Raw genomic sequence first — 19845 nt, forward strand, 5'->3', positions numbered from 1 at the left:
TTCTGCAACAGACGATGTACACATAAAACTGCTGTTAGCGACACAAAAAGTATTTTATGCCAATTGTGTCGAATATAAGTAATTTAAAGTCTATTGTCCTAACATATCTGGATTACTCACTTCATCAAGTTTGACTTCGTTATTGATTGATACAGGAGTACCATTTTGTAATTTTATTTCCCCTGCGCTTACGACTAATTGTCCTGCTTTAATCCCTTTTTTAATGACCGTATAATTCCCTTGTTGTTCACCTATAGTGACAAAGACACGTTTCACCGTTAGGAGATCTGAACCATCCTTATTTTTCTTACCCTCTGCATTCTTCTCGATAATATAGATTGCGTTGCCGTATAGGCTGTAAGAAATTGCAGTAGAAGGAACTATAACTGTGTTTGGTATCGGGGGTTGGCTTATATCAATCGAAGCAAACATTCCTGGAACAAATGTAAAACTATGGACTTTATTTTGAGCGTTAAGTTCAGAATTACAAGAAACAATCAATTTTTTTCCTAAATGTTCTTTTCGAATTTTTACTAGAGATGATTGTGCAGGTTTTTTAATTGCTGAAGTAGGACAATTGGCAAGAGTCCCTTGGACGAGCACATTATGTGTGTTTTGATCCACTTTTGAGTTAATTGCTGTAACCTTTGCTTCAAAAAGAGCATTAGGAAATGCTTCTACAGAAAATGTAATGGTTTGATTGGGTTTTATCTTTTTATAAAGCTGTTCTGGAAGGTAAAATTGTAAATAAAGCGGATCAAGTGATTGCAAGGAAACAATCGATGTTTGTCCTGGGCTAATAAATTGTCCCAAATTGATCTGACGTATGCCTAATTTTCCTGCAAAAGGAGCCGTAATATGTTTTTGTTTTATTTGTGCTTCCGTTTGTTCTAATTTAGCTTGAGCTTGATCGCGATTTGCTTTAGCTTCATCTACGTTTGATATGGGGGAAGCGCCACGCTTATATAAATCATTTTGGCGTTGATAATTTAAATTTTTAATGGCTAGTTCAGCTTGATTAAACTTGAGTACTGCTTGATCAACACTGTCATCAATGGTGATCAATGGTGCATCTTTATCAACATATTGCCCAGACTCAAAATCAATTTTAATGACATTTCCTGCGGCTTGTGAGTTTACGTCTACCCCATTAATAGCTACAAAATTACCTACCGCATTGATTGTTGGTTGCCAATCTACAGCCTTTGCGACAGCTGAAGATACAGAAACAGCTGGTGGTTGGTAGTTAGCAAAAAAGCGTTTGATCAAGAATGCTTTTATCAAGTTAAACGCAATGATTCCACCGAAAACAATCAGTAAGATTATTCCCATAATGGTCATTCGTTTTTTTACTAACTTCATCAATGCTCTCCTGAATTTTTAGAAAACGGCAAATTTTCAAGTCTGCCAAATATAACACGAAAGATAAATTTTATTACCTTTAATTGTCTTTATATAATTCAATTTTATCGATTTTGGATTTATAAAAATATATTTCATGGTTATAAAAATATCCTATTGACTAAATTCAACACTTTGCTACTATGCGGCTTTCATCAATCAAAGGAGAAACCATGAAGTTGAAGTCCTTGTTGTTTGCTATTTGTTTTGGATTGTTTGGTCATGCTATTGCAGCAAATCAACATATGCATCCAAAAGCTAATGAAGCTGGTAATAATAAAAATGCTGTTAGCAAACCTTCTATGTTTCCAGGTTACTGCCAAATTGAAGTGATAAACAGATCTTATGATGATGTTTACGTCTATGGTATTTTCGATGATGGCATAGGTTTACCTGCTTTTATGATTCCTAGCTTGGATTCAGCTCATTATATTGATTTATTTTATTATGGCTATTGCCACTCTGGCATGCGTGTTACAATTGAATCGATCCGCTTCCCATACAATGTAGTAATTTATGATCAATTTACTACTGTAAATTCTACAATTCGAATCGTACCTTACTTAGCTAATGGCGTTAATAAGAACGAAAATGATAAAAATGTTAAAGTTGAAGTAACAGCAAAATAAGTAAGAATTAAGATTACTTATTAGCGAATAGGGAAGCTGCATTTCAGTGCAACTTCCCTTTTTTTCTATGAGGGAAACTGCTCATGAAACGTTTGATGATTTGTTTTGTACTACTCTCAAGTTTGATTTCTTGTAAGATGACTCAACCTGAATATTATGATGCGGGATATTTTAATTCTGTTCCTCCTCGTTCAGAAATATATGGTTTTGATGAGCATCCCCATGATTATCGCAATCCTAAGCGTGGTCATCGCCCAGCTGTTAAAAAAGCAAATTCTGATTCTAAAGTTACACAAGCACAGGAAAAATCCCGATCTTCGTGAGTATGATTCATTGCAATTTGTATTCACAATTCGTATACCATCAAATTTTGTGGTAGTCTATTGGAGTTTTTTCTTTAGGGGGTTGGAGATGCGTAACTCACTGAAAATGATGTTTGTGGTGCTTTTATCTATACTAGTCATAGCATGCGTCGCTTCTCCAGGTAGAGAAAGCACAGGAGAATTTCTTGATAGTTCCACCACAACGACTAAGGTAAAAGCGACTTTAGTGAATCAATTAGGAACTACTGGTTTAGCAGTACAAGTAAAAACCTTTAAAGATGAAGTGCAACTTAGTGGTTTTGTGGCTACTGAACGATTAAAACAACGCGCAGGAGCAATTGCTGCAAATGTAGATGGTGTGAGAAGGGTGCGTAATGACATCATTGTTCGATCTTAACTTTTTTCTTTAGGATGATTTATGTTTGATGACAGCTATACCATACAAAATTTTGATGATGAACTCTTTCAATCGATTGTTAATGAGCAACAACGACAGGAAGAGCACATTGAGCTTATTGCATCAGAAAATTATGTCAGTCCACGTGTTCTTCAGGCTCAAGGATCTGTATTGACCAACAAATATGCTGAAGGCTATCCAGGCAAGCGTTATTATGGCGGATGTGAGTATGTTGATGTTGCGGAGCAATTAGCTATTGCGCGGGCAAAAAAACTGTTTGGTGCTGATTACGTTAATGTCCAACCTCATTCTGGCTCCCAAGCCAATGCGGCGGTCATGATGGCATTAATCGCCCCTGGTGATGTGGTTTTGGGAATGGCTTTACCTCACGGAGGGCATTTAACCCATGGGTCCAAGGTTAATTTCTCAGGTAAACTGTATGAATCCGTGGCTTATGGTGTAGATGCTCAGACTGGTTTGATTGATTACGATGCTGTGGAACATTTGGCTTTAGAGCATAAACCTAAATTAATTATTGCTGGATTTTCTGCTTATTCGCGTGTGGTGGATTGGCAAAGATTTAGGACGATAGCAGATAAAGTAGGCGCCTATTTAATGGCAGATATGGCACATGTTGCTGGATTAATCGCTGTAGGTCTTTATCCTTCTCCTATACCTTATGCAGATGTCGTGACAACTACGACGCATAAAACATTAAGAGGCCCAAGAGGTGGAATGATTTTATGTCGTGCCAATGAAGAAATTGAGAAAAAACTGAATTCATCTGTATTCCCTGGTTCTCAAGGCGGACCTTTAATGCACGTCATTGCAGCTAAAGCAGTTTCTTTTGCAGAAGCTTTACTCCCTGAATTTAAGGCGTATCAACAGCAAATTTTGTTAAATGCAAAAACAATGGCGTCTGTATTAATGAATAGAGGCTATAAAATTGTTTCTGGCGGTACAGACAATCATTTACTATTAGTCGATTTAATTGATAAAAATATTACAGGTAAGGATGCGGACATTGCTCTGGACAAAGCAAATATTACTGTGAATAAAAATACTGTTCCTAATGATCCGCGCTCCCCATTTGTCACTAGCGGTTTGCGTTTAGGAACACCTGCAGTAACAACACGAGGGTTTAAAGAAAAGGAAATTAATCTTTTATCAAATTGGATAGCAGATATTCTTGATGATATTAATAATGAAGCGACTATAGCAAAAGTGAAAGAACAAGTTTTACTTTTATGTCGTGAGTTTCCGGTTTATAAATAATCATGTATTGTCCATTTTGTCATGCAGAAGAAACAAAAGTAGTTGATTCACGTTTAGTTGCTGAAGGGGCTCAAGTACGTCGCAGAAGAGAATGCCTTGTTTGTCATGAACGTTTTACTACTTTTGAAACAGCTGAATTAATTATGCCATTAATTGTAAAGCGAGATGGGAGACGTGAGCTATTTAATATAGAAAATTTGCGTTCAGGTATGTTGCGTGCTTTGGAAAAAAGACCGGTGAGTGTTGATGCATTGGAGGCTGCAATTATTTCAATAACTCAAGAAATACGCCGTCGGGGAGAGCGAGAAATTGATTCTCAAATTGTAGGTGAGTTAGTGATGAAAGAATTATTTAGTCTTGATCATGTTGCTTATGTACGATTTGCCTCGGTATATAAACGCTTTAAAGATGTGAGTGATTTCAGGCTAACTATTGATCAGATGAATAAGGAGTAGGACCGTTATTCACTTTGTATCAATATGTATCAAATAAGGACGTTCACCAAGATTTTCACTTAGAGCACTAGGATTTGTTTGCATTTAGTATGTTGAGCAATTGGTATTGTTATTTATTTAAGAACGTTTATGAGGTTAAGGTGGAAAAGCAGTCAATAAGCGGTAAAAGAAAAGCCAGAAAATTGGCACTTCAGGCTCTTTATCAATGGTTAATGGCGGGAACCGATGTCTATGAAATAGAAACACAATTTCGTGTCATTAATAAAATGGATAAAGTAGATGTCGATTATTTTTGCCGTTTATTACATGGCGTCCCTGAACATGTTACTTCCTTAGAGACAAGTATTAGTCCTTTTCTCGATAGAGAAATCTCTGCGCTTAATCCAATTGAACTTACAGTGTTGCGTTTGGGTTCTTTTGAATTACTCTATTGCCCTGAAATCCCTTATAAAGTGGTACTTGACGAGGCTATCTCATTAACTAAAGAGTTTGGTTCTCAAGATGGATATCGTTATGTCAATGGCGTATTAAACAACCTGGCGCGCCAAGTTCGCTCAATTGAAATCAGTCATAGCAATGGATGAGTTTTCACTCATTGCTCAGTTTTTTAAACCGCTTGATTTAAAAAGGGATGAAGTTATATTTGGTATTGGTGATGATGCTGCTTGTTTGCACCTCTCGGATGGTGTGAACTTGCTGGTAAGCACGGATACTTTAGTTTCAGATGTGCATTTTTTGCCTCAATGGAATGCTTATGATATAGCTTGTCGATCCATTATGGTTAATGTTAGTGATATGGCAGCTATGGCTGCAAAACCCTGCTGGATTACGCTTGCTTTAACTTTGCCTGAAATAAATTCCCAGTGGCTGACTTCGTTTGCGCAGGGATTAAAGGATTCTCTAAATCAGTTTAATATGACTTTAATTGGTGGTGATACAACTCGAGGTCCTTTATCGATTACAATGACTATTTTGGGTATAGCACCTGAAGGACAAGCTGTATCACGCAGTGGTGCGAAACCTGGAGACATTGTTTTAGTTTCAGGAGAGCTAGGAGCTGCAGCATTAGCTATAAAATTACTTGATACGGAAATACCCCAACAAGAGAAAACGGAATTAATGCAAAAATTATTGCATCCTAAACCTCGTATTGATTTAATTAATTTTTTACGAGGGTATGCAACTGCAGCCGTAGATATTTCTGATGGGCTTAGTGCAGACTTAAATCATATTTGTGTTGCCAGTGGTGTAGGGGCTTGCCTGAATGAAAATGCAATTCCAACACATTTTTTACTTAAAAAATATTTGCACCGTAAAGCAGTTGACTTAGCCTTAACAGGCGGGGATGATTACGAGTTATGTTTTACGGTGCCAGAAAATAAATTTCCTTCATTGATGAACGAATTTAAGAACGCAAATTTGCTTTGCTATCCTATAGGTGTGATAGAGTCTGCTCCTGGGATAAGGATAAATAATGCTGACAATCAGTGTAATGCGTTAAGACCAGTAGGTTACACACATTTTTAAATTTTTTTCGTTAGATGGATGATTTTTAATCACCTGCATTGATGATAAATGACATTGAGAAAATGATGAAACAAATTAATTTAGCTAGATGTGTTTTTCAAAACCCTATTTACTTTATCGCTTTTGGATTTGGTACAGGGTTAATGCCTGCGGCTCCTGGTACTTGGGGAACATTGGCTGCTGTGCCGCTTTATTTGTTACTTATAGGAACTCATTGGACGGTTTATCTTTTTATTACATTGATTGCATTTGTTTTAGGTGTTTGGGTTTGTGAGAAAGTTTCTCAAGAGTTAGGCGTGCATGATTATAAAGGAATTGTTTGGGATGAGGTCGTTGGTTATTTACTGACTATGTTTATGGCTCCCAAAGGATTATTCTGGATGATCTGCGGTTTTATTTTGTTTCGAATTTTCGATATATGGAAGCCAAACCCAATAAAATATATAGATCAAAAAGTACCTGGTGGCTTAGGAATCATGCTTGATGATGTTTTAGCAGCGATTCCTGCCTGGATAATTGTGCAAATTTTAGCGTGGGGTTTTGCTTGATGAATGAGAATCATAAAGAGCTCATTAGTATGGGCCTAACTGTAGGAATTATAGCTCTTAGCTTGTTTATTATTCATCGCTTTATCCCATCTATGATATGGGCCTCTATTATTGTGATTGCTACTTACCCCTTGTATGAAAGATGGCGTCGATTTTTTGGAAGTAAGGACGATTTATCGGCTTTACTTTTCACAACGTTAATTGGATTGTTGTTTCTACTCCCTCTGAGCTGGTTGGTCGGGCTTCTCATCAAGGAGTTACAAATATTCATTAATTTTTTACAAAGCCTAAATGAAAAAGGAGGCATGGCTCCTGAGTTTTTGAAGAATTTTCCTTGGATAGGAAGTGATTTGGTCGTTTACTGGGATAATAATATTGGCAAACCCGGAATGATTAAAGGATTGTTATCCAATATTCATTTATCTTTAACACCAACCAGTTACTATGTAAAACAAATTGGTTCTAATTTAGCTCATCGAAGTGTTCAAGTAGGTTTTACATTATTAAGTTTATTTTTCTTTTATCGTGATGGCGATCAATTAATCAAACAAATTTATCTTGTAGGCGAGAACTGTCTAGGTAAAAGATGGTTCCGCTATGCAGATAGGCTTCCTAAAGCTTTGAGAGCAACAGTGAATGGAACAATAGTTGTAGGGCTTGGAGTAGGCTTTTTAATGGGAGTTTGTTATGGTTTAGTTGGCTTTCCGGCACCTACTTTGGTGGGATTTATTACCGCACTTGCAGCAATGATTCCCTTTGTTGTGCCCATCGTTTTTATTACAGTAGCCATGATTTTATTTGCATGTGGTAGTATGTTTGGTGCAATCGCTGTGCTTGTTTGGGGAACCTTAGTTATGTTTATTGCAGATCATTTTATTAAACCTGCATTAATTGGTGGTGCGATTGAATTACCCTTTTTGGCAGTTTTATTTGGTATCTTAGGGGGAGTTGAAACTTTAGGTTTACTGGGGTTATTTGTAGGACCATTAGTTATGGTTTTATTCGTTACATTATGGCAAGAACCACAAATCCGCACTAATTGTAATCAATTGAATGAGCAGCATATGAAGGCGTTATGAATCATTATACGTTCAACCAACTTTATATGCTTTATAACCTTAACAGCCATTGGCGTAAGAATTTTGGAATATAGCGAATAGCAACTTTACCTTGCAGAGATGCTCTTTAGTAGATCCCCCGCATTTTGCGCGGAGGATGATGTCCTTTCGAAAGTTTAGTAGGGAAGTCAGGGCCTAATCTAAAAGACAATAATTTTTAACCTGTCTCTAAATCAGAAGGAAACTTTGAACAAAAAATAACTACTTGTAATCGCATTGATCAAAACGATAAACGACACCCACATCACCCATTTGAGATTGGAATGTTTTACCAAATGTATCCGAAGAACTTGTTGCTAAATAACGGTATGAGGCATTTATGGCAAAATTTTCTGCAAAATTATAAGTCAATCCAGCAGTGCCTTGATAGGCAAAAACACCATTATTTTGTTTAAAAAAGATAGCTCCGAATGGGCCAGTACTTTCTAAAGAGTTTTGAATATAGGCATAACCAATACCGACGCCAAGAAAGGGAGAAATCGTGGGTAGAATGACATCTGCGAAATCATAATAAATATTTGCCATGCCAATATTTGCATGAGTGTTTCCTGAAACACCCGCTTGCGGAATAAGAAAAACATCAAATTTTTTAGTATCCGCTTGGAGATAAGTGTATTCAATTTCGTAGCGGAGAGGATTACTTTGATACCCTAAACGAGCACCCAAGTTAAAACCATTTCGATAAGCCGTGTCTGAAAAGAAAAATCCAGAATCAAACCGAGAAGTATATCCAGGTATGTATGCATAACCACCAAAAACGCTGGAATACCACCCATTGACCGGAGTTGCAGCTGAAGCAAGACCGCTAGCTAATAAAGCGGTAGAAAATAATGCTAATTTCATAACATCCCTTCGTTATTATTTTTTTGTCGAATCATGTTAACGTGTTACTTTAAATTTGCAATATCAGAAGCATATATTTTTTTAGGAGTGCTGTATTTGTAGTGGCAAGATTTAAAACCCTGTCTATACTTCAATTTGTCATTTTTAATTTTTAAAAATTCTTAATAGATAATTGAGATGAATAGTATTTTGTTCCCTTCATGAATAATGCTTTCATCTTTAAAGATAAAAATTTAGGCAAAAAGCTCATGGAAGAGAGTAATTGAAAAAAAAAGATAATTATTAAAACCTAAAAATGCATAATGAAGAAAAATTGATGGTTCTAGATTTATGCGAGCAATTTAGCACAATAATTTTCTACTTGTATAAAATAAACATTAATGTAATGATGATTTTGCATCATGAAAAGGGAGTTTCAAAAAATGCCAAAAAAAAAACCATTAGAGATATCTAAAGAATTTGTTGATCAAGTGTTGGCTATAATTGCAAACGAATCAGAGGAAGGGCGTAAAAAAATTATTGCTATCGCCAAAAGAGCAGAAGAAAAGTATGAACGTCCTATAAAATCTTGGCTTACAGGGTGGTTTTATCAATATACTCGCACTCGCGGTGAAAAAGTAGATCAATCAATCAATGTGATGCAGAATTTTCCGGATGCTTATACCCGGTTGCAAGAATTTAAACTGATAATCAGTGATGGTGAATGGAAGATAGGCTCATATAATTATTTGTTATTTTTAGAGTTAATTGATGCTGTTCCTGATTATGCGTCTATAGATGAACCATTTGTTCATTCATTTATTCTTGAACTTAAAGATTTAGTCATTAAACAAATTGATAGCTTTATGTTTCAATATAAATCTACATTGGAAACAATTAAGGCTCGAGAGCTTGAGCGAGAATCAATGCGCAAAAGTGAGCGTCAGTCAACCGAAAATATATTAATTTTTAATGACTTAACTAATGCGAGAGAAACACGACTCAAACAACAAGATAAAACCGTCTTTGCCTTGAATTTTAAAAATGATTTATGGCATTTGTCTTGGGTTGATGAAAATGGTGAAACGTACCCACTATCTCCTGGCAATGAGTTAATTTTGAAGCTTGCTACTCTGGAGAAGCCGGATATTGAAAAGCTTAGCTCAGTCAGTTTAAAGCAAATCAAAAAAGAGTGCATTAAAGCTCGAGATCACTATCTTTCTAAAATTCAAGTAATTATCAATCCCCAGGATAAAAATTCATATGCCCCTTTAACCAATGAAAATCTGATAGCCAATGGAATTGTATCGACTTTTGTTTTACATCATACAGAAAAGGAAACTAGTCTTTGGTGGATTAATAGTATAGGGGTTCCAAATAAAATTGATTTGGCTCATTATCCTAAACTGGATTCTTGGCTGGCTGCTCATGAAGCACCATTGAATCAAACAGATAAATTACAATTAAAAGCTAATTTGCTGCATATCAAAACCACACAACCTTTTTCTGCCTCCAAATTAGAACATATGAATGAAATGCTTGAGAAAGTATTAAAAAGGCAAAGCTCTAAAGACGAAACTACACAGGACAGGCATGTTGGCAGACTCGATCTCAGCTTATTTGATAAAGTAAGACTGCATTTGGAAGACAGAGTAAAAAAAATATCTGAGAAAGCCCCCTCTGTTTCTGATCCCGCTAATGAGCCGCTTGCTATTCAGAATCCTCCTAAAAAGTTAAAACCAGAACGATATGCAGCGCTTTCTCAATTACCAATGTTTTGGCAAAATCAAAGCGAAGTGACGGGAGATGTTGAAGAGGTCACTCCATCCATGAATAACACCTTGAAATGAACATCAGAGTAAAGGCCTGGAACAAATTTGCGTGCGATAGCACGCTCATTAATGTGAATAATAAGTTGTCAGTATTTATTTATTGATTTTTAAAACCATTAGTTATTGGATAACGCCAATCTTTACCAAAGGCTCGTGGGCTTATTTTAATTCCGGGTGGAGATTGACGACGTTTGTATTCATTATGTTTAATCAGTTGAATTACTTTTGCTACTGTTTCAGGTGCAAATCCTTGTTGCATTATTTCTTCTGGACTTAAATTTTGTTCTATGTATCCAACAATTATTGCATCGAGTACCGCGTATTCAGGTAAACTGTCTTGATCGGTTTGATCGGGCCTTAGTTCTGCAGAAGGCGCTCGGGTTAAAACGCGCTCGGGAATGACAGGAGAAAGAGTGTTACGATAGCGTGCCAAGGCATAAACCTGGGTTTTAAGCACATCTTTTAGTACTGCAAAACCACCTGCCATATCTCCATATAAAGTGGCATACCCAACGGCAGATTCGCTTTTATTGGACGTTGTAAGCACCATTTTACCTGTTTTATTAGAGAGTGCCATGATTAATAACCCGCGAATTCTCGCTTGTATATTTTCTTCTGTAGTATCAGAAGGTAATCCGAGAAACAAAGGTTCTAGGGTAGCTATTAATGCTTCAAATGCTGATTCAATCGAAAGTATAGAATGAGATACTTGTAACTGTTTAATTTGCGTTAGAGCATCTTCATTGCTCATCTGCGCTGTATATCGAGAAGGCATCAGCACGGCATGAGCTCGGTCTGCGCCTAAGGCATCTACTGCAATAGCAAGCGTTAAAGCAGAGTCAACTCCACCCGAGAGTCCAACTAAAACACCTGGAAAATGATTTTTATTAACATAATCGCGAGTACCACAAACCAAGGCTTCGTAGAGCAACGCTTCGTTTTCAAGCAAGGGGGATATAATTCCTTTGATTTGATTCCCTTGTATTTCAACCGTAGATAAATTTTCTTTAAATGCTGCTCCGCGTGCACTAATTCTTCCTTGGGAATCTATAGCTATTGATTGTCCATCGAAAAGAAGTTCGTCTTGGCCACCCACTTGGTTAACATATATAATGGATATCCCTCGTTTTGCATAAGATTTTAATAAAGCTTCCCTTTTTGGGTATTTACTGGAATCAAATGGCGATGCGTTTAAAATCAGTAAAACTGAAATACCATGTTCAATTAAATCTTCTGCTGGACCTGGTTGCCATAAATCTTCACATATGATAATTCCTACCTTGTAATGGTTGATTTCTAAGAGGCAAGGATTCTTTTTACCTGGAGTAAAATAACGAGCTTCATCAAAGATTGCATAGTTTGGTAGATTTTGTTTGTGGTACTCACCAACTTTCTGTCCTTGATAAAAGATGCTTACACTATTATATCTCTGTTGTTTCTCTTGAGAAGGATGTCCTATCAGTACATAACAATCTTCAGTTACAGTCTGAATTAGCTGTAAGTTTTCATTGACGTTTTGCTGAAACTCTTTACGGAAGAGTAAATCTTCAGGAGGGTAACCTGTTAATGCGAGTTCAGGAAAGATTATAATATCATGATCAAGTTGTTGGCTTTTGATAATCTCAATAATTTTATCTCTATTGGATGTTAATGCCCCTACAGTAGGATTAATTTGTGCCATTAAAACTGTAAGCTTATTTTGCATGATATATACTCTAATGGAATCAAGGTGCGATAAATTAATACAAAGTATTATTAATTAAAAGATTAAATTGTTAATTAATTTAAAAATTGACTAAAATAAAAGTCCTTTTATGATGTTAAACGAACAGGATATTGTATAAATGCGACTCATTTTACGTAATAATATTCTAAATAAAAGCAATTCATTATAAAAAATACTTATTTTTATAAGAAATTCACATTAAAATAGATCCTTGGCCCAGTAATAAATACATTTTATGTTAAATGAAGCACTATCAACAATGCCAGATGTTTTTGAGGCTAAGATATTATTGCGTGGGCAAGAGTATTTTGAAAAAGGGCATGTGCTTAATATTCGGTTCAGTGATGGTTTGCTTAAGGGACGAGTCAAGGGGAGTGCAAGCCAGATTTATGATGTTCATATGGATTTAAAAGCTTGGCCCAAGAAGTTAGCGCATTGTACTTGCACACATCAGCATAATTGCAAACATGCCGCAGCCTGTCTATTAGCATTACGAGAGAGAGAAAAAAGCAACTCTAAGTCTTTGCCTGCAAATAAGTTAGATAAAAGACTGGATAGTTGGCTAAAAAATTTACGTGCACAAGAAGCTGCGATCATTAAAACACAAGAGGCTACACATCATTTAGTTTATCTTATTGATCTAAAGTTGGATGGTTATGAGCATCGAGTTGTTGTTAAACTGGCTTTGGCTAAATTATTAAAACGTGGTGGTTATGGAAAAATGATCACGTTTAATAGTCTTTCTGATTCCAAAAAACAGCATTTTATTGGTGATGATAATGATCTGGTGGCTCTATTGCTGTTTAAATGTGGTATTTCAGGTTGGTTTGACTCTTTAAACATCCGTAATAGTGAACTACTTGAACGAATTATATCTACTGGAAGAGCGTTTTTTATACAAAATCCAAATAAAGCAATTCAATTAGGCGAGTCCATCAGAGGCACTTGTCAATGGATGTTGTCTCTCAATGGGAGTCAAAACTTATTATTAATGCATGAAGACAAGGTATTTAAGCCGTTATTACTTGATAACAGTTGGTATTTTAATTATTCGGAAGCCAAAATAGGGTGTTTGCTTACCCCATATCCCATAAAACAATTGGGTTATTTATTGGAGGCACCTTCAATTCCGCTGGAGCAGGCAGAATTGTTGGCAAATAAAATGGCGCATACTTGCCCTGAATTTCCTGTGCCTCAAGTTTTTAAACAACGAGAAGTACGTCAAGTTACCCCCATCCCGGTACTGATTCTTGATACCATCAGTGAATTTGATGAAGAATCCTCTTGGCTCTATGATACTGAGGAAGAATTACATGCTTTATTTACCGTACATATTGTTTTTGATTATGCAGGCTTAATGATTACTGGTTCAGATCAATGCGACACAGTTGTGCGCCAGCAGGAAGATGTTTTAATTCAGTATCTACGCGATAAAGAGTTTGAAAAATTAAAATGGGATGAAGTCCAGTCTATATTAGACCTAAGGGTGCCCAGGGCTTGGGAATATGAGCAATGGGGCAAGGTAAAGAATGTAGATTTTATTATTCAAAATATTAATGTCTTGGCAGATTTAGAGTTTCTTCGTAGCCAATCAATCCCTGATCTAAAAGAAAGAGGTTGGCAGGTAGAGTGTGTTGGTACTTTGTATCAGGAAGTTGTTAGTGCTGATGAAGTAGAGTGGTATTCTGATCTTCAAGAAAGTACTACTGATTTTTTTTCATATCAATTGGGAATTTTGGTTGATGGCAAACAAGTGAGCATTGTGCCTTTAATTGCTGATTTAATTCAACGTTATAGTGCTAATAGTTTGGATAATCTTTCTGATGATCAGTTGGTAAAGCTTCCTTTGCAAGATGGTCGTGCGTTGCAGTTGGAAATGGGGCGAATTAAGCCGTTGATTCGATTATTATTGCAATTTGGTCTGCGCCATGTTGATGCAAATCAAAGTGTTTCTCTTAATAAATATCAATTAATTTTGATGCGTGAAGCTGAGTTGGCTATTGCAGCAATTAAAACTCGTTGGCAAGGAGCAGAGACATTAAGAGAGCAAATAAGACAACTCACCCTATCATCTAATATCCCAGAGATACAATCCCCTTCGGGGTTACAAGTACAATTAAGAGATTATCAACGTTATGGATTGAGTTGGTTGCAGTTTTTACGCATCAGCCATTTTAACGGTATTCTGGCAGATGATATGGGATTAGGTAAAACGATACAAACTTTGGCACATTTGCTCTATGAAAAGGAGCAAGGACGGATTCAATCAGCTACATTAATTGTTGCACCAACAAGTCTTGTAGGTAATTGGTTGGTTGAAGCAAAACGATTTACTCCCCAATTAAATGTTTTAGTCCATCATGGGTCCGAACGACATCAGGATAATTTTGATGACTATGATTTAGTCATTTCGACCTATGGATTAATTCAACGGGATAAGGAAAAATTTGTAAGCTATCCTTTTTATTATCTCATTTTGGATGAAGCCCAATTTATTAAGAATGCGCGCACTAAAACAACTCAAATTATTCAACAGTTACATGCCACTCATCGTTTATGCCTCACAGGTACACCTTTAGAGAACCATTTAGGTGAGTTATGGTCTTTATTCCATTTTTTAATGCCTGGTTTATTAGGAGATGCCAAGCAGTTTAGACTTTGGTTTAGGAGTCCTATCGAAAAATATGCGGATAGAGAGAGACGAGAAATTCTCACAAAGCGTGTGCAACCTTTTATTTTAAGAAGAACAAAAAATCAGGTTGCTAGAGAATTGCCACCAAAAACGGAAATGACTCATACCATTGAGCTTATTGGAGCACAGCGCGATCTTTATGAAGCGATACGTATGAGTATGGAAAAAAAGGTACGTGATGCGATTGCAAAACAAGGTCTAGGTAGAAGTCATATTCTATTGCTCGATGCGTTACTCAAACTACGACAAGTTTGTTGTGATCCTAGATTATTGTCTTTGCCAGAAGCTGCTATAGCTCATGGTACCTCTGCAAAACTCGAAGTGTTAATGGATTTGCTAAATAACCTAATTGGTGAGGGGCGACGAGTTTTAGTCTTCTCACAATTTACCTCTATGTTGCAATTAATTGAAGAAGAGTTACGTACCCGCCAATATGATTATTTGAAGTTAACAGGCCAAACGCAACACCGACAGGCAATGGTAGATAAATTTCAAGAAGGGAATACGCCTGTATTTTTGATTAGTTTAAAAGCAGGTGGTACGGGTTTGAATTTAACTCGTGCAGACACCGTGATTCAGTACGATCCATGGTGGAATCCTGCTGTTGAAGCCCAAGCTACAGATAGAGCTCATCGTATAGGTCAGGAAAATCCAGTATTTGTTTATAAATTAATTACCGCAGGTACTGTAGAAGAAGCAATTTTAACGATGCAGGAGAGAAAAAGGCTCTTGGGAGAAAGCGTACTATCCCCTGACTCTACAAAAGCGACGGCTTTAAGTGAAAAAGATATTGAGCAGTTCTTTATGCCATTAAGTTAAATATATCTATTCACTATTTTGGATGTGCAGATGTGAATGTATTAAGTTCTATTAAGTGCGTCAAGGTGTGTCAAATGGCTTTACGATGAACTTGGCGAATAGTTAAGTTAAATTTAAATAAAAACTAGCATAGTTTCTATTCATAGCATAAGCTATTAACTGATTGTAAACATGGAGAAAATTATGAACTTATGGAAGCGAGCCTGTGGTCTTGTTCTTGCTACTTTTTATTTCCCTGCGGTATTAGCAGCATCCCAAGCCCCTGTCGGTAACTGGGTGACTGTAGATGATAAAACTGGCGCCAAAAGAGCGGTTGTTACTATTACTGAGTCTGGTGGGGTGTTAAGTGGTGTTATTGATAAAGTGTATCCGCAACCAGGGGATACTGGAATCTGTGAAAATTGTCCTGGTGCTTTTAAAGGGAAAAAAATAGTGGGACTGCGGTTTATGTGGGGATTAAAGAAAGAAGGGGATAATCAATGGAGTGGTGGCTCTATTTTGGATCCCAAAACAGGTAAAATTTATCGTGCTAAGCTCACTGCTCAAGGAAATGAACTTTTAGTTCGCGGATATCTTGGAATTTCTTTATTAGGCCGTACACAAGTGTGGCATAAAGAATAGCGCTATGCTATAACAACGCTAAGCTTATCTAGGATAATTGCTCCCGAATAGTATCTATTCGGGATGACATCTTTTTAAAAGAACATTACAATACATTTTGTTCTAATTTTCATTGTATCATTGCCATGTATGAGCTGCAAAACGCAAAAAAAACGGTTGATCCATTAAAGCGCCCACCGCATTCAGTGGAGGCGGAGCAATCCATTATAGGTGGATTGATGTTGGATAATCAGGTTTGGGATAAAATTAGCCATAAGCTCTGCGAAACTGATTTTTATCGTACGGAACATCGAATTTTATTCCGTGCCATTTCTGCATTGGCTAAAAAAGATCAACCTTTTGACGTAGTCACTTTACTTGATGCCTTAACATCACATAATGAATTAGATGATGCAGGTGGGGAAGCCTATTTATTTGAACTTGCTAATAATACCCCAAGTGTTGCTAACATATCGGCTTACGCTGAGATTGTACGTGAAAAATCAGTACAAAGGCAGCTTATTGCAGTAGCAACAGAAATTGCTGATTCGGCATATAATCCGGAGGGCAGAGAGGTTCCTGAGTTGCTCGATTTAGCAGAAACTAAAGTATTTGCAATAGGAGAGCAAACTGGGGGAGATGGTGGCCCTGAAAATATAAAATCGATTTTAGTCCGTGCGGTAGAAAAAATTGATGCGCTATATCACAATGGAGATGCGATTACTGGCCTGGCAACGGGGCTATCTGATTTAGATGAAATGACTTCTGGATTACAGCCATCTGACTTAGTCATTGTTGCAGGTCGGCCTTCCATGGGTAAAACTACGTTAGTAATGAATATGGCAGAGCATGCTGCAATTAAGTCGGGTAAACCCGTACTGGTTTTTTCTATGGAAATGCCTGCAGATTCTTTGGCCATGAGAATGATGTCCTCATTAGGCCGCATTGATCAGCATAAGATTAGGACTGGAAAACTTGATGATGATGATTGGCCTCGAGTCACTTCAGCCGTGCACATGCTTTCGGAAGCCCCTTTGTTTATTGACGATACTCCTGCTTTAAGTCCAGGGGAAATGAGGGCACGTGCCAGACGTTTAGCCAAAGAGCATGGTGCATTAGGGTTGATTGTAGTGGACTATTTGCAATTAATGAAAGTGCCAGGATTTAATGCTGATAACAGAACTGCAGAGATCTCTGAAATTTCCCGCAGTCTTAAGTCATTGGCTAAAGAATTACAGGTACCTGTTATTGCTTTATCTCAGTTAAACAGAAGTTTGGAGCAACGCGCGGATAAACGACCCGTTATGTCTGACTTACGAGAATCGGGAGCAATCGAACAAGACGCTGATTTAATCTGTTTTATTTATAGAGATGAAGTTTACTATGAAGACAGCCCTGATAAAGGTACTGCAGAAATAATTGTGGCCAAACAAAGAAATGGTCCTATTGGTAAGGTGCGTGTGGCCTTTATAGGCAAATACACGCGCTTTGAAGATTTAGCTTATACTGGTTATCAAGGGGTAGATTGAGGTGTCAAGACCTACTAGACTGGTAATAGAGCCCAGTGCTTTACTCCATAATTTAGCAAAGATAAGACGACTTGCCCCTGGCAAGAAAGTAATTGCGATGGTCAAAGCAAATGCTTATGGTTGTGGTGTACACATTGTGGCTCCAGTATTAGAAGGGCACGTTGATGCTTTTGGAGTTGCCTGCATTGAGGAAGCTTTAATTCTCCATAAGATAGGTAGTCGTACTCCTTGTATTCTTTTTCAAGGTGTGTTTAGCCCTGATGAATTTAAAATAGTGGCTCACCATCAATTTGAATGTGTCATACATCAACCTCATCAATTAGAATGGCTTTTAAATACCCCCTTAAATAGACCTATTAAACTATGGGTCAAGGTAAATACAGGCATGCATCGTTTAGGGTTCAAGCCCCAAGAGTTACACGAAGTCATGGGTGCATTACAAACTTGTACTTGGGTAGATAAAGATATTGGTTTGATGACTCATTTAGCTTGTGCAGATGAACCAGAGCGCGTAGAAAATTTTGAGCAAATTTCTTTATTTGAGAATATTTCTATTGACGGTTTTAGTCAACGAAGCATTGCTAATTCAGCAGCTATTATTGCTTTCCCCCAAACTCATGCGGACGTTGTGAGACCTGGAATTATGCTTTATGGCGTGTCCCCTTTTGCTAATAAGACCGCGATAGAACTAGGTTTGCTTCCTGTTATGCGCTTTGTATCAGCAATCAGTGCAGTACATTATAATCCTCCTTTAGCTGCAGTAGGATATAGTGGCATTTGGAAAAGTCAAAAGCACTCTGTTATAGGCATTGTTGCTGCGGGTTATGGAGATGGTTATCCGCGACACATTGCAGAAAATACTCCAGTGTGGGTTCAAGGTAAAGAAGTACCTATCGTAGGGCGAGTATCCATGGATATGCTGGCTGTGGATTTAACAGAGCATCAAGAGGTTAAACCTGGAGCACCAGTTGAGCTCTGGGGAAAACACATTTTAGTTGAACGAGTCGCACAAGCTGCTGGTACTTCGGGCTACGAATTGCTGTGCCAAATTTCTGAGCGAGTACGTCATGGTAGATCGTAGTAATATCAATTGATGTTGTGTTTCTTAGTTGGGTTTCCTGGATGATTTCACTTATGATAGAGATGATATCTTTACAACTATGGATAATAACTGAACGTGATGTTAGAATGACAACCGATTTTGTAACCTTATTAAATGGTGATATGTTATGAAAAAGCTAGCTGTTGCATCATTGTCTTTATTTTTGGTGGGTTGCGGACCAGTAACTCATGAAGACGTAGGCACTATTTCAGGTGGTGTTATCGGTGGTTTGATTGGAAGTCAATTTGGTGGTGGATCAGCGGCTCGAATGGCTGCGGCAGCAGGTGGTGCCATTGTTGGTGCTTACTTGGGTGGTCAAATTGGTAAAACCATGGATAAGGTAGATCGAATGGAAATGCAACGCGCATTAGAAACTGCTCCTACCGGTAGAGCGGTAAATTGGTCTAATCCTGATACAGGCTATAGATATTCGGTACAGCCAACGCGTACATATTATCGGGAGCGTTTGCCTTGCCGAGAGTATATAACTAAAGCAGTTATTGATGGAAAAACTGAAACATTACGTGGTAGTGCATGTCGTCAACCAGATGGCACATGGCATGTTGTGAATTAAATAATTTTAAAAGCCTGGTTGCGATATTTTTGTAGCCTGAAAAATTTCAGGCTACAAAGAGCTATTTAGCTGTTGCATCTTTATTTTTATTACAGCAGATACACTTGCAGCAATTAAACAAATTATAAAGCCAGGCAATAAGAAAACCTGCAATAAACCCATCAATAAAACCTACAATTCCTCCGAAGATACTGCCTTTGATTGAAGGTGCATAACCTGGATATAACGAACCAACAGCTAAAACAAAAGCATGTCCATAAGTATAATAATATGCGAGTAATCCTAAAATGAATATGGATACACCCCATAGAACGCCAAAGGCAAGACCCAAAGCTACAGGATTTAATTGGCAACCCTTCATGTTTATCTCTCCTATACTAAACCCTAATGACGGATATTGTACGTGTTCACGTCTCATGCACTGAAAAGCTGTATTTTGCAATCTGCACTCAAATCTGTCCTTCCATCAAGAGGCA

19 protein-coding genes are annotated in these 19845 nt (G+C 37.3%); 15 read left to right on the forward strand and 4 right to left on the reverse strand.

The annotated features are described in order from the left end of the window. Window positions 1-90: 90 nt before the first annotated feature. Window positions 91-1362, reverse strand: a complete 1272-nt coding sequence (locus EL220_RS04050) for an efflux RND transporter periplasmic adaptor subunit (protein ID WP_027271007.1) — start codon at window positions 1360-1362, stop codon at window positions 91-93. Between the two features lie 212 nt (window positions 1363-1574). Between EL220_RS04050 and EL220_RS04055 the strand changes: the two genes are divergently transcribed. The 9 genes from EL220_RS04055 (at window position 1575) to EL220_RS04095 (ending at window position 7634) form a co-directional block, all read left to right on the forward strand. After that, on the forward strand, window positions 1575-2030 hold the full coding sequence (locus EL220_RS04055; RefSeq protein ID WP_027271006.1) for a hypothetical protein: 456 nt from the start codon (window positions 1575-1577) through the stop codon (window positions 2028-2030). 83 nt (window positions 2031-2113) lie between these two features. After that, window positions 2114-2353, forward strand: a complete 240-nt coding sequence (locus tag EL220_RS04060) for a hypothetical protein (protein WP_027271005.1) — start codon at window positions 2114-2116, stop codon at window positions 2351-2353. Between the two features lie 88 nt (window positions 2354-2441). Beyond that, on the forward strand, window positions 2442-2750 hold the full coding sequence (locus EL220_RS04065; protein WP_027271004.1) for a BON domain-containing protein: 309 nt from the start codon (window positions 2442-2444) through the stop codon (window positions 2748-2750). Between the two features lie 21 nt (window positions 2751-2771). Continuing rightward, entirely contained in the window at window positions 2772-4025 is a 1254-nt protein-coding gene (glyA, locus tag EL220_RS04070) for a serine hydroxymethyltransferase (protein ID WP_027271003.1), read from the forward strand. A 2-nt stretch (window positions 4026-4027) separates the two neighbouring features. Beyond that, complete coding sequence (gene nrdR, locus EL220_RS04075; protein WP_027271002.1) at window positions 4028-4480, forward strand: transcriptional regulator NrdR; 453 nt, start codon at window positions 4028-4030, stop codon at window positions 4478-4480. 140 nt (window positions 4481-4620) lie between these two features. After that, window positions 4621-5064 (forward strand): transcription antitermination factor NusB, encoded by a 444-nt coding sequence (gene nusB / locus EL220_RS04080; RefSeq protein WP_027271001.1) that lies wholly within the window; start codon window positions 4621-4623, stop codon window positions 5062-5064. Beyond that, window positions 5057-6007, forward strand: coding sequence for a thiamine-phosphate kinase (thiL, locus tag EL220_RS04085; protein ID WP_027271000.1), 951 nt, complete (start codon window positions 5057-5059; stop codon window positions 6005-6007). Before nusB ends, thiL begins: the two co-directional genes overlap by 8 nt. A 65-nt stretch (window positions 6008-6072) precedes the next feature. Beyond that, a complete protein-coding gene (locus EL220_RS04090; protein WP_027270999.1) occupies window positions 6073-6555 on the forward strand; it encodes a phosphatidylglycerophosphatase A family protein in 483 nt (160 codons plus the stop codon). After that, entirely contained in the window at window positions 6555-7634 is a 1080-nt protein-coding gene (locus tag EL220_RS04095) for an AI-2E family transporter (protein WP_027270998.1), read from the forward strand. Before EL220_RS04090 ends, EL220_RS04095 begins: the two co-directional genes overlap by 1 nt. Before the next feature lie 240 nt (window positions 7635-7874). Here the strand turns inward: EL220_RS04095 and EL220_RS04100 are convergent, their stop codons facing one another. Continuing rightward, window positions 7875-8516, reverse strand: coding sequence for an outer membrane protein (locus EL220_RS04100; RefSeq protein ID WP_027270997.1), 642 nt, complete (start codon window positions 8514-8516; stop codon window positions 7875-7877). A gap of 422 nt (window positions 8517-8938) precedes the next feature. On the opposite strand from EL220_RS04100, the gene EL220_RS04105 reads away from it, so the two are divergent. After that, window positions 8939-10345 (forward strand): hypothetical protein, encoded by a 1407-nt coding sequence (locus tag EL220_RS04105; protein ID WP_027270996.1) that lies wholly within the window; start codon window positions 8939-8941, stop codon window positions 10343-10345. 79 nt (window positions 10346-10424) lie between these two features. Here the strand turns inward: EL220_RS04105 and EL220_RS04110 are convergent, their stop codons facing one another. After that, entirely contained in the window at window positions 10425-12032 is a 1608-nt protein-coding gene (locus EL220_RS04110) for an NAD+ synthase (protein WP_027270995.1), read from the reverse strand. Between the two features lie 256 nt (window positions 12033-12288). Between EL220_RS04110 and EL220_RS04115 the strand changes: the two genes are divergently transcribed. The 5 genes from EL220_RS04115 to EL220_RS04135 all read left to right on the forward strand — a co-directional run bounded on the left by EL220_RS04115 (window position 12289) and on the right by EL220_RS04135 (window position 19369). Beyond that, window positions 12289-15564 (forward strand): DEAD/DEAH box helicase, encoded by a 3276-nt coding sequence (locus EL220_RS04115; protein WP_027270994.1) that lies wholly within the window; start codon window positions 12289-12291, stop codon window positions 15562-15564. Window positions 15565-15747: 183 nt separating this feature from the next. After that, entirely contained in the window at window positions 15748-16185 is a 438-nt protein-coding gene (locus EL220_RS04120; protein ID WP_027270993.1) for a DUF2147 domain-containing protein, read from the forward strand. 125 nt (window positions 16186-16310) lie between these two features. Then, a complete protein-coding gene (gene dnaB, locus EL220_RS04125) occupies window positions 16311-17693 on the forward strand; it encodes a replicative DNA helicase (RefSeq protein WP_027270992.1) in 1383 nt (460 codons plus the stop codon). Between the two features lies 1 nt (window position 17694). After that, on the forward strand, window positions 17695-18774 hold the full coding sequence (gene alr / locus EL220_RS04130; RefSeq protein ID WP_027270991.1) for an alanine racemase: 1080 nt from the start codon (window positions 17695-17697) through the stop codon (window positions 18772-18774). Between the two features lie 148 nt (window positions 18775-18922). Beyond that, entirely contained in the window at window positions 18923-19369 is a 447-nt protein-coding gene (locus tag EL220_RS04135) for an RT0821/Lpp0805 family surface protein (RefSeq protein WP_027270990.1), read from the forward strand. 61 nt (window positions 19370-19430) lie between these two features. Here EL220_RS04135 and EL220_RS04140 read toward each other — a convergent pair whose 3' ends face one another. Next, window positions 19431-19730 (reverse strand): bacteriophage holin, encoded by a 300-nt coding sequence (locus tag EL220_RS04140; protein WP_027270989.1) that lies wholly within the window; start codon window positions 19728-19730, stop codon window positions 19431-19433. Window positions 19731-19845 lie beyond the last annotated feature (115 nt).

Origin of the sequence: Legionella sainthelensi (assembly GCF_900637685.1) — a bacterium.
GTDB lineage: Bacteria > Pseudomonadota > Gammaproteobacteria > Legionellales > Legionellaceae > Legionella > Legionella sainthelensi.

Excerpts from the sequence above, each read along its gene's own strand:
- EL220_RS04135 (WP_027270990.1), top strand. The coding sequence starts at position 18,923 with ATGAAAAAGCTAGCTGTTGCATCATTGTCTTTATTTTTGGTGGGTTGC.
- EL220_RS04055 (WP_027271006.1), top strand. The coding sequence starts at position 1,575 with ATGAAGTTGAAGTCCTTGTTGTTTGCTATTTGTTTTGGATTGTTTGGT.
- EL220_RS04095 (WP_027270998.1), top strand. The coding sequence starts at position 6,555 with ATGAATGAGAATCATAAAGAGCTCATTAGTATGGGCCTAACTGTAGGA.
- EL220_RS04105 (WP_027270996.1), top strand. The coding sequence starts at position 8,939 with ATGCCAAAAAAAAAACCATTAGAGATATCTAAAGAATTTGTTGATCAA.
- EL220_RS04120 (WP_027270993.1), top strand. The coding sequence starts at position 15,748 with ATGAACTTATGGAAGCGAGCCTGTGGTCTTGTTCTTGCTACTTTTTAT.
- EL220_RS04115 (WP_027270994.1), top strand. The coding sequence starts at position 12,289 with ATGTTAAATGAAGCACTATCAACAATGCCAGATGTTTTTGAGGCTAAG.
- glyA (WP_027271003.1), top strand. The coding sequence starts at position 2,772 with ATGTTTGATGACAGCTATACCATACAAAATTTTGATGATGAACTCTTT.
- EL220_RS04100 (WP_027270997.1), bottom strand. The coding sequence starts at position 8,516 with ATGAAATTAGCATTATTTTCTACCGCTTTATTAGCTAGCGGTCTTGCT.
- EL220_RS04065 (WP_027271004.1), top strand. The coding sequence starts at position 2,442 with ATGCGTAACTCACTGAAAATGATGTTTGTGGTGCTTTTATCTATACTA.
- EL220_RS04050 (WP_027271007.1), bottom strand. The coding sequence starts at position 1,362 with ATGAAGTTAGTAAAAAAACGAATGACCATTATGGGAATAATCTTACTG.
- EL220_RS04110 (WP_027270995.1), bottom strand. The coding sequence starts at position 12,032 with ATGCAAAATAAGCTTACAGTTTTAATGGCACAAATTAATCCTACTGTA.
- dnaB (WP_027270992.1), top strand. The coding sequence starts at position 16,311 with ATGTATGAGCTGCAAAACGCAAAAAAAACGGTTGATCCATTAAAGCGC.
- EL220_RS04140 (WP_027270989.1), bottom strand. The coding sequence starts at position 19,730 with ATGAAGGGTTGCCAATTAAATCCTGTAGCTTTGGGTCTTGCCTTTGGC.
- nrdR (WP_027271002.1), top strand. The coding sequence starts at position 4,028 with ATGTATTGTCCATTTTGTCATGCAGAAGAAACAAAAGTAGTTGATTCA.
- EL220_RS04090 (WP_027270999.1), top strand. The coding sequence starts at position 6,073 with ATGAAACAAATTAATTTAGCTAGATGTGTTTTTCAAAACCCTATTTAC.
- EL220_RS04060 (WP_027271005.1), top strand. The coding sequence starts at position 2,114 with ATGAAACGTTTGATGATTTGTTTTGTACTACTCTCAAGTTTGATTTCT.
- thiL (WP_027271000.1), top strand. The coding sequence starts at position 5,057 with ATGGATGAGTTTTCACTCATTGCTCAGTTTTTTAAACCGCTTGATTTA.